This window comes from Gardnerella sp. DNF00571G (assembly GCF_049262695.1).
GTDB classification, from domain to species: domain Bacteria; phylum Actinomycetota; class Actinomycetes; order Actinomycetales; family Bifidobacteriaceae; genus Bifidobacterium; species Bifidobacterium piotii.
Genome location: NZ_CP058396.1, coordinates 282,784 through 297,090 on the forward strand (window position 1 = coordinate 282,784; position 14,307 = coordinate 297,090).

Below are 14,307 nucleotides of genomic sequence, written 5' to 3' on the forward strand. Positions count from 1 at the left end.
TTCCTGCTTAATGTTGCTGAGGGCTGGGTGTTTCTTGTCTCACAACGCTTCGCCTCTTACGTGTTTTCTGTTGTTGCGGTTGTTCCGATTTGGCTTTGATTTTGTTTTTTGGGTTGAAGTTTGTTTGTAGGGTGAGTCATTGGATTATTTGGTATCGGCTGCCGCTCTTATACTGTTCGACCAAGAATCACCCAGCCCTCTTACGTGATTAAACAATTGCGTATTGCTTAAACGCCTGAGATTCTCGATTTTTCTTGCTCTCTCGGCGAGTCACCATCTAGCGACGCTGAGGCTCGCCTCGATAGCGGCGAAAAATCTCGAATCTCTACCTAGCTAGGCGTGTGTTTGCGAATAATGTATGGCGCTTGCTGTAATATACAGAACGCTTAAGCTCAATCGGTTGAACGAAATAGAGGAAAGATTATGGCACTGCCAAAGTACAAGACCTCGCGCGCTAATACTCATTCGCGTCGCGCCAATTGGAAGGCTTCTGCCGTGCAGACTATTACCTGCCCGAACTGCGGTTCGCCAGCGTTGTCTCACATGGCTTGCCCAACCTGCGGTAACTTCCGCGGTCGCGTGTATCGCGAAGCAATTCGCTCTGCGCACACCAAGTAGGTTGTATTTTAAGAGAACCCTGCCATCGACGGGTGGCAGGGTTTTTGTTTTTTCCTAGTTTGTGTTGTTTCCCGAAAATGTACGTGATTTAGGTGTTTTTTGCAACAAAGTCGGGAAGCGAATAGCGCAAATCAATGACTTCAATGCTTGCGCTATAATGTTGAAAATATGAGTGGGAACAACACAAAAGATCAGCATGACGTTCAAAATGATGTAAAAAGTGACGTCCAGAATGATGTAAAAAGTGACGTCAAAAGTAATGACAAAAATGACGTTCAAAATGACGACCAGCACGGCGCATGCACGAACCCAAATCAGCCACAAGACGCTAGAACTAGCAGCATTGGCGTTGCGCGCACTCAAGATGGCCACACGCAAAATGGTGACCCTACTCAGGAGCTTTTGCGCGCGCTTGGCACTACGATTTCGCCAGATTTGCTTGTTGAGGCTCTCACTCATCGATCTTTTTCACACGAGCATCCAGGCACTAAAAACTACGAGCGCCTAGAGTTTTTGGGAGACGCCGTTTTGGAGCTTGTTTCTACAGAAACGCTGTTTTCTGCTCACCCAGACATGACGGAAGGCCAATTGGCTAAGCTTCGCGCTAAGGCTGTTTCGGAGTGGGCTTTGAGCGCGGTTGCGCGAGATAAGTTGCATGTTGGACCGTATATTCTTTTGGGTCATGGCGAGATGGAGCATGGCGGCGCTCAAAAAGACTCGATTTTGTGCGATATTGTTGAGGCGCTTATTGGCGCGACTTTTGTTGAGCATGGCATTGACGAGGCGCGCGCTGTAGTGCATCGCTTGATTGACGACACTTTGGCGGAGGTTCTTACGGAAGGCCCAGCTTTGGATTGGAAGACTTCGCTTACGGTTTTGGCGCACGAGATGGGGCTTGACGAGCCGCAATATAGAATGTCGGTTTCTGGACCAGATTACGCGCCCGTGTTCCGTGCACGCGCGGTTTTGGCGCACGAAAACGGCGATGAGCTGCTGGGTGAGGCGGTTGGTTCTAGCAAGCGCAAGGCTCAGCTTGCTGCTGCAGATAAAGCTTGGCATGTGTTGGATAGAAGGCGTAAATCGAGCGCGAGCGAAGAAAGCGGTAATTAGGTCTTTCTGATTGCTGTGATATAAGCGATTTGAGGCGGTTCTATGGCTAGCAGTCGTAATAATAATGATTCATTATTTAACGATGATTCAGCATCATCAACGGTTGCTGGCGACTTTTGCGACTTACGCTACCACTGTGCGCGCTACGTTGACTATTTGCGCGCAAACAAAGGCCTTGGGGGGGCCACCTTGCGCGCGTACGGCGCTGATGTTTTGCAGTGCTTAGAGTGGTGTAGTAGCAACGGTTTTTGCGATTTGCGCGCGGTTTCTACGAGTGTTTTGCGCCAATGGATGTATTGGCTTAACAAGAATCACGCGCGCTCGAGTTTGGCGCGCAAAGTGGTAGCTGTGCGCGGCTTTTTTGCGTGGGCTAAGCATGTTGGTTTGATTAGCGCAAATCCTGCGCAAATTCTTTCAACTCCTAAGATTGCTAATGAGCTTCCTACTGTTTTAGACGAAGCGCAAGCGCAAAAGTTGCTTGATTATGCGGATAGTTATGCAGATAATTGCGCGGATAATTGCGCTGATAGTTGCGCCGATAACTTTGCGCATGATTCAACTGAGCATGATTCAACTGAGCAAAGCAGTAAGCAGAAAAAGCCGTGCGCGCAAAAGTCGCAAGCTTCCGATCGTAAAGAAAATACGCCACTAAAATCGCCTCAAAAATCCCCTCAAGAACATGCACTCGCCCTTAGAAACGCTGCGATTCTAGAGCTTTTATACGCAACGGGCATGCGCGTGGGGGAGCTTACAAGCATTAATGTGCAAGATATGGATTTTGAAAATCACACTGTAAAAGTTACAGGTAAAGGAAACAAGCAGCGCGTTGTTCCGTTTGGTGTTCCTGCTGCAAACGCTTGCAAAGAGTGGATTGAGCATGGTCGAAGTGAGCTGCTAGAAAAGCACGCAGAAACCTCGCAAGCGCTGTTTTTGGGCGCGCGAGCAAAGCGCATTGACCAGCGCATTGTTAGGAGTATTGTTCACGAGGCTGCAGCTGCTGCAAACGTGCCAGATGTTGCACCGCACGCGCTTCGCCACAGTGCTGCAACGCATATGCTCAACGGTGGAGCGGATCTTCGCGAGGTTCAAGAGCTTTTGGGGCATTCGTCGCTTAACACAACGCAGCGCTACACGCACGTTTCTATTCAGGCTCTTAAGCAGCGCTACTCACAAGCCTTCCCGCGTGCCTAGAAAAATAAGGTTTATGCAGAGAATGAAAAGATGTGATTTGAATCACGTAATGCCGCCGCGTGGCTAAATGTATAATCGACTTATAAGCTTGATAGGAGGGTAAAACAGTGGTTGATGATTCAAATAAGCCTGAATCAAGCGCATTGATGAATAGCGTGTCGACGAATAGCGCATCGACGAATAAGAATGTAGCGAATCAAAATGACTCCAGCGCGGCAGACGTTGAAATGAGCCAGTACGTAGCAGATCGCGCTCGCGTAAACGAAGATAAAATTCGCCAAGACGAGCAAATCGTTGCCGAATTTGGCGAATACAATTACGGCTGGCACGATTCGGACGCTGCAGGCGAGGCTGCAAAGAAGGGCATTGACGAGTCGGTTGTTCGCGCAATTTCTGCAGACAAACATGAGCCAGAATGGATGCTAAACCTTCGTTTGCAAGGCTACCGCGCGTTTTTGCAAAAGCCGATGCCAGATTGGGGCGTGGATTTAAGTGGTTTTGACGCAGACGATTTTAAGTATTACGTTCGCCCAGTTCACGATCAAGCGAAAACTTGGGACGATTTGCCAGAAGACATTCGCAAAACTTACGATAGGCTTGGCATTCCAGAAGCGGAGAAAAAGCGCTTAGTTTCAGGCGTTGCAGCACAGTACGAGTCGGAAGTTATTTACAATTCGATTCGCGAGGACTTAGCAGCTCAAGGCGTGATTTTTGTTGATACAGATACAGCAGTGCAAAAGTATCCAGAGCTTGTAAAAAAGTATTTTGCAACTGTGATTCCAGTTGACGACAACAAGTTTGCGGCTCTTAACACCGCAGCTTGGAGTGGCGGATCGTTTGTGTACGTGCCAAAAGGTGTGCATGTGGACATTCCACTTCAGGCTTACTTCCGCATTAACACGCCGAACATGGGTCAGTTTGAGCGCACGTTGATTATTGCAGACGAAGGATCGTACGTGCATTACGTTGAAGGTTGCACAGCTCCGATTTATTCCACGGATTCGCTCCACGCTGCAAACGTTGAAATCGTTGTAGAAAAGCATGCGCGCGTGCGCTACACAACCGTGCAAAACTGGTCAAATAACGTGTACAACTTGGTAACTCAGCGAGCTTACGTGCGCGAAGGTGGCACAATGGAGTGGGTTGATGGAAACATTGGCTCCAAGGCAACTATGAAGTATCCTGCTTGTATTCTCGCCGAGCCGTACGCAAAAGCAGAAACCATGTCTTTGAGCTTTGCTGGCCGCGGTCAGTACCAAGATACGGGTGCGAAGATGATTCACTTGGCTCCGCACACGAGTTCTACGATTGTTGCTAAGTCGATTTCGCGCGGCGGTGGACGCTCTGCCTACCGCGGTCTTGTGAAGATTGTTAAGGGCGCTAGTGGCTCCAGCTCTTCGGTTGTGTGCGATGCTTTGCTTGTTGACGATTTTTCTAGGTCCGACACTTATCCGCATGTTGATGTGCGCGAAGATAACGTTTCGATGGCTCACGAGGCCACTGTTTCCAAGGTTTCTGAGGATCAGCTTTTCTATTTGATGAGCCGTGGGCTGGAAGAAAAAGAGGCTATGGGCATGATTGTTCGCGGCTTTGTGGAGCCGATTAGTCGCCAGCTACCAATGGAGTATGCTCTGGAGCTTAATCGTCTTGTGGAATTGCAAATGGAAGGATCCGTGGGGTGATGAGCGAAGATCTGAAAAAGAATTTAGGCAATAAAATGACGGAAAAAGAAATTAATATTCCTGTAGCAGACCCTAACGATCCCTACGCTGTTCCTGCTGCAATGCCTTCTAGTGCAGATAAATCCGTGCGCTCTTTTAACGTGCAAGACTTTGCGATTCCAACGCGCAAGCAGGAAGATTGGCGGTACACGCCAGTTGAGCGAATCTCTGAGTTTTTTGATAGCTTTGAGCCGTCTAATAACGTTACGGTAGAGCTAAAAGGTGTTGATGGCGATTCGCACGCAAAGCTGCAAATTTTGCCGAAAAGTGAGGCTCCGCATACCGAAATGAAGCCTTCGGATCGCGTGGCTGCTGTTGCGTGGAATTCTGCAAAGTCTGCGTACGTTTTGCATGTTTGTGGCGAAGTTACAAAGCCAGTAATATTGCAAATTCACGGGAACAACTTGCAGTCGCTAGACGCTGCGAAATCACTTGACGCATTGCCACTTGACGCATTGCACTTAGTGATAGAAGCAGATTCCTGCACAAATGCGGATATTATTGTAGAGCACACGGGAGTTGCAAAGCTTGCTGAAGGCGTAGAAATCATTCTTGGAGAGAACGCGCACGTTTCTACAACGTTCATTCAAGAGTGGGATTCAGGCAGCAAACACGTTGGAAATCATAGGATTCACGTTGGGCAGGGTGCTTCGCTTCGCCACACAATGGTCACGCTTGGCGGAGACGTTGTGCGAATCCGCATGGATCAGGATTTTGGCGGCGAAAAGGGCGATTTGAACATGCTTGGCATGTATTTTGTGGACCCAGGCGAGCATGTTGAGCATCGCACTATGGTTGTGCACAATCACCCAGAATGCAAGTCGCGAGTAGTGTATAAGGGCGCGCTTTACGGCAAAGGAGCGCATTCTACATGGGTTGGAAACGCGCTTATTAAGCCAGAAGCTCCAGGCACGGATTCGTACGAGTTGAACCGAAATCTGGTGCTAACTCCTGGCGCGATTGCCGATTCGGAGCCAAATCTAGAAATCGAAAACGGAAATATTATTGGCGCAGGTCACGCAAGTTCTGTTGGCAGATTCGACGACGAGGAGCTGTTTTACTTGCAATCTCGCGGCGTTAGCGAGGCGGATGCTAGAAAGCTTGTTGTGCGCGGATTCTTTAACGAGCTTATTGATGAGATTGGCGTGCCGCAAATCGTAGATCATTTGATGGCTGCGATTGAGAGGCGTTTAGCTAAGACGGAAGAATCTGTAAATGCGAACGAGTCGCAAGCAACCGAAAGGTCGCAAGCAACCGACGAATCGAAATATGCGGAAGAATAGGAGATAAACATGTCAACTTTAGAAATCAAGGATTTGTACGCGTCTGTAGAAACAAAAGAGGGACGCAAGCAAATCTTAAAAGGCGTAAATCTTACAGTTAATTCTGGCGAAACGCACGCGATTATGGGTCCGAATGGCTCTGGAAAGTCTACTCTCGCATACACTTTGGCAGGTCACCCAAAGTACGAAGTGGATTCGGGCCAGGTGCTTTTAGACGGCGAAGATATTTTGAAGATGACTCCAGATGAGCGCGCAAAAGCTGGTCTGTTCCTTGCGATGCAATACCCTGTAGAGGTACCTGGCGTTTCGATGACGAACTTTTTGCGCACAGCAAAAACAGAAGTGAGCGGAGAGGCTCCGACTTTGCGCGCGTGGGTTAAAGAGCTTAACGAAGCAATGAAGCGCTTAAGAATGGACCCAAAGTTTGCATCTCGTTCTGTAAACGAGGGATTTTCGGGCGGCGAGAAAAAGCGTGCGGAAGTTTTGCAACTAGAGATTCTAAAGCCAAAGTTTGCGATTTTAGACGAGACGGATTCTGGACTAGACGTGGATGCTTTGCGAATTGTTTCGGAAGGCGTAAATCGTGCTAAAGAAAGCACTGGTTTGGGCATTATGATGGTTACGCATTACACGCGAATCCTTAAGTACATTAAGCCAGATATTGTTCACGTTTTTGCGCAAGGTCACTTTGTAAAGACGGCAGGGCCAGAGCTTGCAGACGAGTTGGAAGAAGAAGGATACGACAAGTATTTGCCAGAAGGTGCCAGCGAGTCTGCTATTGCGTGAGCGGCTATTGCATGAATCGACCTGCATGAGCGGTTAGACCGCGAGAGCAACATGATCTTCTATTCCGCGTTTTGTACGTGATTTAGGCCAAATCTGGTACAAAGTGCGGAAGGTTGTTCCGTGTTTTGTAGTCCTACATGCCGTTTCGAGCTACAAAATGCGTCAACATTTCTCGTGTAATGGCGTGTCTAAAGCCGCGAGTAAACTCGTTTAGGTTTGGCTAAATCAAATGGAAGAGGTTTGTAATGACTGTTCGCGGTGATATTAGAAATGTGGCAATCGTAGCGCACGTTGACCATGGTAAAACAACGCTCGTAAATGCCATGCTTCAGCAGTCGCACGTATTCTCTGAGCGAGAAGAAGTGCCAGACCGCGTAATGGACTCCAACGACCTCGAGCGCGAAAAGGGCATCACCATTCTTGCCAAGAACACGGCCGTGCAATACACTGGCCCGCTCGCAGAAAAGTACGGTCATCCAGAGGGAATCACAATCAACGTAATCGATACCCCAGGTCACGCCGACTTTGGTGGCGAGGTGGAGCGCGGCATTTCCATGGTTGATGGCGTTGTGCTGCTTGTTGACGCTTCCGAAGGCCCACTTCCACAAACTCGATTCGTTCTACGCAAGGCGCTTGAGGCAAAGTTGCCAGTGATTTTGTGCGTTAACAAAACGGATCGTCCAGATGCGCGTATTGACGAGGTTGTTAGCGAAGCTACAGATTTGCTTCTAGGCCTTGCACAAGACGTTGTTGAAGAAGGAATCGACCTAGATATTGATTCGCTTCTTGATTTGCCTGTTATTTATTGCGCTGCAAAAGCTGGCTATGCATCCTTGAATCAGCCAGAAAACGGCGGTTTGCCAGATAACGATAATTTGGAGCCTCTTTTTGACTCCATTATCTCCAACATTCCAGCGCCAGAGTACGAGGAAGGCGCACCTCTTCAGGCGCACGTTGCAAACATTGATTCCTCCGACTTCCTTGGCCGCTTAGGCTTAGTGCGAATCTACAATGGCATTTTGGAAAAGGGCAAGACTTACGGGCTTTCTCGTGTAGACGGCTCGCTTGAAAACTTCCGCGTTTCCGAGCTTTTGCGCACGCAAGGCTTGGAGCGCACTCCTGTTGCATCTGCAGGACCTGGAGATATTGTTGCAGTCGCAGGCGTTAACGACATTATGATTGGTGAGACGATTGTGGATCAGAACGATCCAAAGCCTCTTCCATTGATTCACGTTGACGACCCAGCTATCTCCATGACTTTCGGCATTAACGATTCGCCGCTTGCTGGCACAGAAGGCAAGGATCACAAGCTTACGGCGCGCATGATTAAAGATAGGCTTGATCGCGAGCTTATTGGTAACGTGTCTATTAAGGTTCTTCCAACAGACCGCCCAGATGCTTGGGAAGTTCAGGGTCGTGGCGAGTTGGCGTTGGCAGTTTTGGCGGAGCAAATGCGTCGCGAAGGCTACGAGCTTACAGTTGGCCGTCCTCAGGTTGTTACTAAGACGATTGATGGCCAAATTAACGAGCCTATGGAAAACACTACGATTGATGTTCCAGAAGAATACATGGGTACTGTTACGCAGCTTATGGCGGATCGCAAGGGCCGCATGGATTCTATGAGCAATCACGGATCTGGCTGGATTCGCTTGCAATTTACTGTTCCTTCTCGCGGTCTTATTGGCTTCCGCACGGCTCTTCTTTCTGCAACTCGCGGAACGGGAATCGCAAGCTCTATTTCTGCAGGCTACGCGCCTTGGGCTGGTCAGATTGTAACTCGTCAGAATGGCTCCATGGTTTGCGATCGTAAGGGTGTTGCAACTCCTTATGCTATGCAGCGTTTGCAGGCGCGTGGCGTGTTCTTTGTGGATCCGCAAAGCCCTGTGTACGAAGGTCAAATCGTTGGTATTAACAATAAGCCAGACGAGTTGGATGTTAATATTACGCTTGCTAAGCATATGACTAACATGCGTTCTTCTACAGCAGATGTGCTTGAGACTTTGACTCCACCAATTAAGATGAGCTTGGAAGAGTCGCTTGACTTTGCTAACGAAGATGAGTGCGTGGAAGTTACACCTGAGTCGATTCGCGTGCGCAAGATTATTTTGAGCCGTGATGAATGGTATAAGTGGCGCGCTAAGCAGCGTAGGCAGAACAACAACGCTGCGTGATTGCTGCGTAAATTTAGCGTGATTTCTTAAAATATCGCTTAAAATATTCCTTAAAATGATGTTTAACATAAAGTCGCATTCTGTGCTATTTGCTAGCAAGTGTGCGGCTTTATGCGTTTTAGCGGCATTTTGCGCGGTTTTGGGCACTTTTGCGCACCGAATGGGCGCTATGTACGGCTTTCCGTACGGTCTTGTAATCGCGCTTTTGCTTGTTACTTTGAGCGCGTGTTTTGCTCGCATGCTTTGTGGCATGTTTGGCTTTATTTTGCACGCAATTGTGTGTTGTTCGGTTGTGTGGATGATTGCGCTTGGATGGTTTAGGGTTTTTGGCGCATTTCGCGGCGTGCTAGTTGCCATTGGCTTTGGCGTAGATAATCTTCCGTGGATTGCACAAAATGCTGGATATTTTTGGCTTTATGGCGTGATTATTGCTCACGCAGTTTTGCTTTGTATGCCTAATAAATTTTTTGTTATTTCTGGCGCTAAATAAGTGGCACTAAATCAGTGGTAGTGGCGCTAAATAGTGGTGCCAAATCAGTGTAAGGTAGTCTTACTTATAGTCTTAGAGTAGTCTTATTTACAGTAGTCTTAGTCTTATAGTCTTAAAGTAGTTTGAGGAATAGTCATGAATAGCAATATAGTCATGAATAGTAATAAGAACAGCAGTAGTGACCGCAAATTATGTTATTTAGGGCCAGAAGGTTCTTTTACTCATCAAGCTGCTTTAAAAGTTAAAGAACAATGTAAATCGTTAAGTGCTTTGAGTCTTATTCCAACTGCGTGTGAGAATATTCGTAATATTGCTAGCAAAATTGAAGATTGCTACGATTTGGGTATTATTGCGTGGGAAAACAATATTGAAGGCGTAGTAATACCTAATTTAGATTTATTAATTGATGCAAAAAATATGGTTGGCATTGCTCGCTTGGGCGTTGATATAAGTTTTGATGCTGTTGTTTGCCAGTCGGATTCAATCGATAACTGTTCGACTATTGTTGCTCATCCTCACGCGTTGGCGCAATGCCGTAAGTTTGCTCAAAAGCATGGATTGAAAGAAAAAACCGCGTCTTCAAACGCTGCTGCTTGTAGGGATTTAGTTAATGGCGAAGTTGCCTTGTGTCCTAAAATTTGTGCTGATTTATACAATAGGCAAATTGTGAGTGAAGGCGTTGAAGATTTTTCTGGCGCGCGCACTGAGTTTTTAGTGTTAGCTCCTAGAGATGAGGCTTTCAATTTTGTTAGTATGCATCGCGAATGCTATTCATCTTTTTCTTCGATTATTGCTTTTATTCCGCGTTGTACAGGTGCTGGAGTGCTAGCAAATTTGCTTGACGTTGTGCGCGATCATGGTCTTAATATGACTTCTTTTATGTCTAGGCCGATTAAAGGTCAAGATGGTTTATATAGTTTTATTGCCACTGTTGATGCTGCTCCTTGGGATTCTACGTGCAAAGCTATGATTCAAGAGGTTGTTGAACATGGTGATTGGGTGCGAGTTTTAGCGGTGTATCCTTCTAATAATCGCAATAATCCGATTATGAATGATTGGATGCTGCCTAATGGTGGAGTGTGTATTGATGCTGTAGGCGAGGCTTCAGATGATGCTTCGGGCGATGCTTTAGTTGATGCTTCGGGCGCTTTGCGCACTTTGAACGTAATGCATGCAGAAAGAGAATTATTATGGTAGAAGATGCTGAATTTTCTCAAAAATTTTCTGTTGGTATTGTTGGACTTGGACTTATTGGCGGATCAATCGCAAAGCGTTTGGTGGCTACTGGCTCTTGCAAAGTGTACGCGTATAATCGCCATCAAACAATGTACAGCGAGGCGAGGGCGCTTGGAATCACTTGCGTTGAAAGCGTTGCGGATCTTGCGCGCATGCAGCCAAATGTTTTGATTTTGTGCAATTCGCTTGCATCTATGCCAGAAGTTCTTGGCGAGATTTCGCGCGGAATCAACAAGCAGCGCACAACTTTGACGGATGTTGGTAGCGTTAAAGGGCTTGTGCGCGAGCAGGTTAAGGCCGCGGGGCTTGGCGATTGTTATATTGGCGCGCATCCTATGGCTGGAAGCGAGTTTACGGGTTGGCAGGCGTCGAGCGCGGAGTTGCTGCGCGGCGCGCTTTGGGCAATTAGTGTTGATGAAAGCAGCGATTTCTGGCGATTTTTGGCGGTTTTGCGCGTTATTGTTGAGTTGTGTGGCAATCGCGCGCTTGTGTTGAACGATTCCATACACGATGCTTCGGCGGCGCTGATTTCGCACATGCCGCACGTTGTTTCTACAGCGCTGGCGAATGTTTTGTGTGGAAGCGAAAATCGCAATGTTGCGTTGCAAATGTCGGCTGGTTCTTGGCGAGATATGACGCGAGTGGCGCTTACGGACCCGAATCGCACGCGTGCAATGGTTGCGGAAAATCGGCGAAATGTGGCGGATTTGCTGGGTAGCGTGATTGAGGAGTTGAGTTTTGCGAAGAAGGTGCTTGAGGGGAGCGATGGCGATTCTGCGGCTGCTAGCGATGAGTGTGATGAGCGTGATGCGGCAGAGCGCGCGTTTTTTGCTAAGGCTGATTCTTGGCGAGAATACAAGTATAAGGAGCGCGCGGTTGCTTGCGATGAGTCGGCTGGCAATTTGCGCGAGCTTCGATTTGCGCTTGATTGCCCAGGCGATTGGCAAAGTCAGATGATTCAAAGCGCGCAAAGCGGCGAGCAGATTGTTGGCGTTGCGCTGAATGAATCTGCGGCGGCTTGCATAACACTTCGCCGCATCTCAACTCTCTAATATCCGTGAGCTCCGAAGTGCATTCTCGCGCTTAATCCGCGCGAACGCTATTTCCGCTTTTTGTTGCTCGACACGCCGATTTGAGCAACATTTTCGGGAAAATCGCTTGCGCGCTATGCAACTCGAAGTCGTAGATTCGAGCGGCATATAATTAATATATGACCGAATCGCAGCAACCGCACCCAAATCAATCGCAGCAACCGAATCAATCGCCATTTTCCACAAAAATCCAGCAATTTCTAAACCACATAAGCGTGGAGCGCGGGCTTTCTCCAAAAACCGTTGAAGCTTACGAGTCGGATCTTACAAAATACGCCAACTGGCTGCGCGAAGCCCGAAAAATCAACGATGTTAGCAAAATCACGCAACTAGATATTGAAGAATACGTGCGCGCAATGTCATCACAAGCAATGTCATCACAAAGTTTAGGCTCTCGCACGATTGCGCGGCGAATCGCAAGCATCCACGAGTGGAACAAATTCATGCTTTCCAACGCGCAAATCGCAAGCGACCCTTCTGCAGAAGTCAAAGCGCCTAAGCAGTCGGAGCATCTTCCAGACGTGCTCAGCATTAGCGAAGTGGAGCGCGTAATCGATGCTGCTGGCGGATTTGGTAGCACGGATGCCGTCTCGCTTCGAGACCGCGCGCTTGTGGAATTTTTGTACGCGACTGGCGCGCGCGTGAGCGAGGCGGTTGGCTTAAAATTCGAGGACATTGATTTGGAGGAATCAGTTGTGCGGCTTAGCGGCAAGGGGCAAAAGCAGAGGCTTGTGCCGATTGGAAAGTGCGCGGTTAGTGCGTTGCGCGATTATTTAGATAAAGCTAGGCCGATTCTTGCAAGTCGCGCGCAAAAGTCGGAAGCTTCCGCAAAGTCGCAAGTAAACTCATCATCAAACTCATCATCAAAATCCGCAAATTCTCACATGATTTTCCTCAACAAACGCGGCAAATCGCTGTCTCGCCAATCCGCCTGGGAGGCGATTTCGCGCGCTGGCAAGATGGCAAAAATCGGCAAAGAATTGCATCCGCACACGCTTCGTCACTCCTTTGCAACGCATTTGATTTCGGGCGGCGCCGACGTGCGCACGGTGCAGGAGCTGCTTGGGCATGCATCCGTTACAACAACGCAGATTTACACGCATATAAGCCCAGACGCGCTTATGGAGGCGTATGTTATGAGCCATCCGCGCGCAAGGTAGGGGTGATATTCGCCGCCGCATCGCGCAAATCCACTGAACATACCTTTTGCTAAACTGGAGCGTATGCCTACTGATTTACTTGGACGCGAATATGATACTTTCCGCGCGCCCGATGCGCTTACAACGCACGGTCCTGCGCGCATTATTGCTATGTGTAACCAGAAGGGTGGCGTTGGTAAAACTACCAGCTCCATCAATATAGCTGGTGCGCTGAGTCAATACGGTAGGCGCGTTTTAATTGTTGACTTCGATCCGCAAGGCGCTGCAACGGTGGGGCTTGGGATTAATGCGAACGCGCTTGACAACACTGTTTACACGGCGCTTTTTGATTCTTCTGTAGACGTGCACGATGTGATTCGTCATACTGCCACCGAAAACATTGATGTTATGCCTGCAAACATTGATCTTTCGGCAGCAGAGGTTCAGCTTGTTACCGAGGTTGGTCGCGAGCAGATTTTGGCTGGCGTGTTGCGCAAAGTTCGCAACGAGTACGACGTTATTATTATTGATTGCCAGCCTTCGCTTGGCTTGCTTACCGTCAACGCGCTTACGGCGGCGGATGGTGTGATTATTCCTGTTGCTGCGGAGTTCTTTGCGCTTAGAGGCGTGGCGCTGCTTATGCAGTCAATTGAAAAAGTGCAGCACAGAATTAACCCAGATTTGCAAGTGTTTGGCGTGCTCGTTACCATGTTTACGCGCACTTTGCACAGCGAAGAGGTTTTGCAAAGGATTTACGAGGCTTTCCAGGGGCGCGTGTTGCATTCTGTTATTTCGCGTTCGATTAAGCTGCCAGATTCCACTGTTGCGGCGGTTCCGATTACGATTTTTGCTCCTGAGCATAAGACTGCTAAGGAGTATCGCGAGGTTGCGCGCGAGCTGATTTCTAACGGCGTTGTTGAATAGCGCTTTGCGCGACGACCTGCCTTTTCGCTTAGAGCGTAGCGCGCGAATCGACGATTTCGAGCTGCATAATGCGCGAGAAATCACCTCGATTCGCTGAGCCGCTCAAACGTAAAGTCCAGTGGACTTTACGTGCGGCGAAGACGTTCGCGCGCTTAGACCGCGCGAACGACGACACGCTGAAATCCAGTACAATCGCACTACATTGCTTGCGCAGATTAGTCGCGATGTTTGCGCTCGGGCACTGGCTTTAATCGCACGATTGTGCGCGCGTCGATAAACATTTCTTGCTCGGGTCGGCTTCCGTTTGCGGCCGCGTCGCGCATAAGATGCAATGTTGCTCCGTCCCAGCTGATTACGTGACCAATCGCGTCGTGGTATTCGATTTTTTGTGCGCTGCCGTCGGTTGCTTGCGATCTGCCATTGCCTGTTTGCAATCTTTCGTCGCCGCCTAACTGCGCAATTTTGTACGTTCGCACAACAATTCGCGCGCCAACTGGTATAAACTCTGGCAGAATCTGCCGCCTAATTAAGCTGTTCGTAGTATTGC

Annotated in this window: 13 protein-coding genes; 12 read left to right on the forward strand and 1 reads right to left on the reverse strand. The window is 48.5% G+C overall.

Features of this window, described 5'->3' with window-relative positions; all coding sequences use genetic code 11:
* The first annotated feature begins 423 nt into the window (after positions 1-423).
* The 12 genes from rpmF (at position 424) to HXT30_RS01315 (ending at position 13,760) form a co-directional block, all read left to right on the forward strand.
* Positions 424-618, forward strand: coding sequence for a 50S ribosomal protein L32 (gene rpmF / locus HXT30_RS01260; RefSeq protein WP_004113441.1), 195 nt, complete (start codon positions 424-426; stop codon positions 616-618).
* A 147-nt stretch (positions 619-765) separates the two neighbouring features.
* A complete protein-coding gene (gene rnc / locus HXT30_RS01265) occupies positions 766-1,728 on the forward strand; it encodes a ribonuclease III (protein WP_422111639.1) in 963 nt (320 codons plus the stop codon).
* A 42-nt stretch (positions 1,729-1,770) separates the two neighbouring features.
* Positions 1,771-2,919 carry a tyrosine recombinase XerC gene (locus HXT30_RS01270; RefSeq protein ID WP_422111640.1) on the forward strand — a complete coding sequence of 383 codons (1,149 nt, stop codon included), beginning with the start codon at positions 1,771-1,773 and terminating at the stop codon, positions 2,917-2,919.
* Positions 2,920-3,026: 107 nt separating this feature from the next.
* A complete protein-coding gene (sufB, locus tag HXT30_RS01275; protein ID WP_415705218.1) occupies positions 3,027-4,601 on the forward strand; it encodes a Fe-S cluster assembly protein SufB in 1,575 nt (524 codons plus the stop codon).
* Positions 4,601-5,923, forward strand: coding sequence for a Fe-S cluster assembly protein SufD (gene sufD, locus HXT30_RS01280; protein ID WP_422111641.1), 1,323 nt, complete (start codon positions 4,601-4,603; stop codon positions 5,921-5,923). The genes sufB and sufD overlap by 1 nt, the downstream gene beginning before the upstream one ends.
* A 9-nt stretch (positions 5,924-5,932) precedes the next feature.
* Positions 5,933-6,709 carry a Fe-S cluster assembly ATPase SufC gene (gene sufC, locus HXT30_RS01285; protein WP_004113429.1) on the forward strand — a complete coding sequence of 259 codons (777 nt, stop codon included), beginning with the start codon at positions 5,933-5,935 and terminating at the stop codon, positions 6,707-6,709.
* Between the two features lie 245 nt (positions 6,710-6,954).
* Positions 6,955-8,880 (forward strand): translational GTPase TypA, encoded by a 1,926-nt coding sequence (gene typA / locus HXT30_RS01290; protein WP_101889789.1) that lies wholly within the window; start codon positions 6,955-6,957, stop codon positions 8,878-8,880.
* A 55-nt stretch (positions 8,881-8,935) separates the two neighbouring features.
* The gene (locus HXT30_RS01295) at positions 8,936-9,370 is read left to right on the forward strand and encodes a hypothetical protein (protein ID WP_020759120.1); all 435 of its coding nucleotides are present in this window, start codon (positions 8,936-8,938) and stop codon (positions 9,368-9,370) included.
* A gap of 135 nt (positions 9,371-9,505) precedes the next feature.
* Positions 9,506-10,567: a prephenate dehydratase gene (locus tag HXT30_RS01300; protein WP_422111642.1), complete on the forward strand. Its 1,062-nt coding sequence runs from the start codon at positions 9,506-9,508 to the stop codon at positions 10,565-10,567.
* Complete coding sequence (locus HXT30_RS01305) at positions 10,561-11,658, forward strand: prephenate dehydrogenase (RefSeq protein ID WP_422111643.1); 1,098 nt, start codon at positions 10,561-10,563, stop codon at positions 11,656-11,658. Before HXT30_RS01300 ends, HXT30_RS01305 begins: the two co-directional genes overlap by 7 nt.
* 158 nt (positions 11,659-11,816) lie before the next feature.
* Positions 11,817-12,857, forward strand: coding sequence for a site-specific tyrosine recombinase (locus tag HXT30_RS01310; protein ID WP_422111644.1), 1,041 nt, complete (start codon positions 11,817-11,819; stop codon positions 12,855-12,857).
* Positions 12,858-12,920: 63 nt separating this feature from the next.
* Positions 12,921-13,760: a ParA family protein gene (locus tag HXT30_RS01315; protein ID WP_422111645.1), complete on the forward strand. Its 840-nt coding sequence runs from the start codon at positions 12,921-12,923 to the stop codon at positions 13,758-13,760.
* Positions 13,761-13,975: 215 nt separating this feature from the next.
* On the opposite strand, the gene HXT30_RS01320 is transcribed toward HXT30_RS01315, so the two are convergent.
* Positions 13,976-14,236, reverse strand: coding sequence for a DUF6725 family protein (locus HXT30_RS01320; RefSeq protein ID WP_422111646.1), 261 nt, complete (start codon positions 14,234-14,236; stop codon positions 13,976-13,978).
* Between the last annotated feature and the right edge of the window lie 71 nt (positions 14,237-14,307).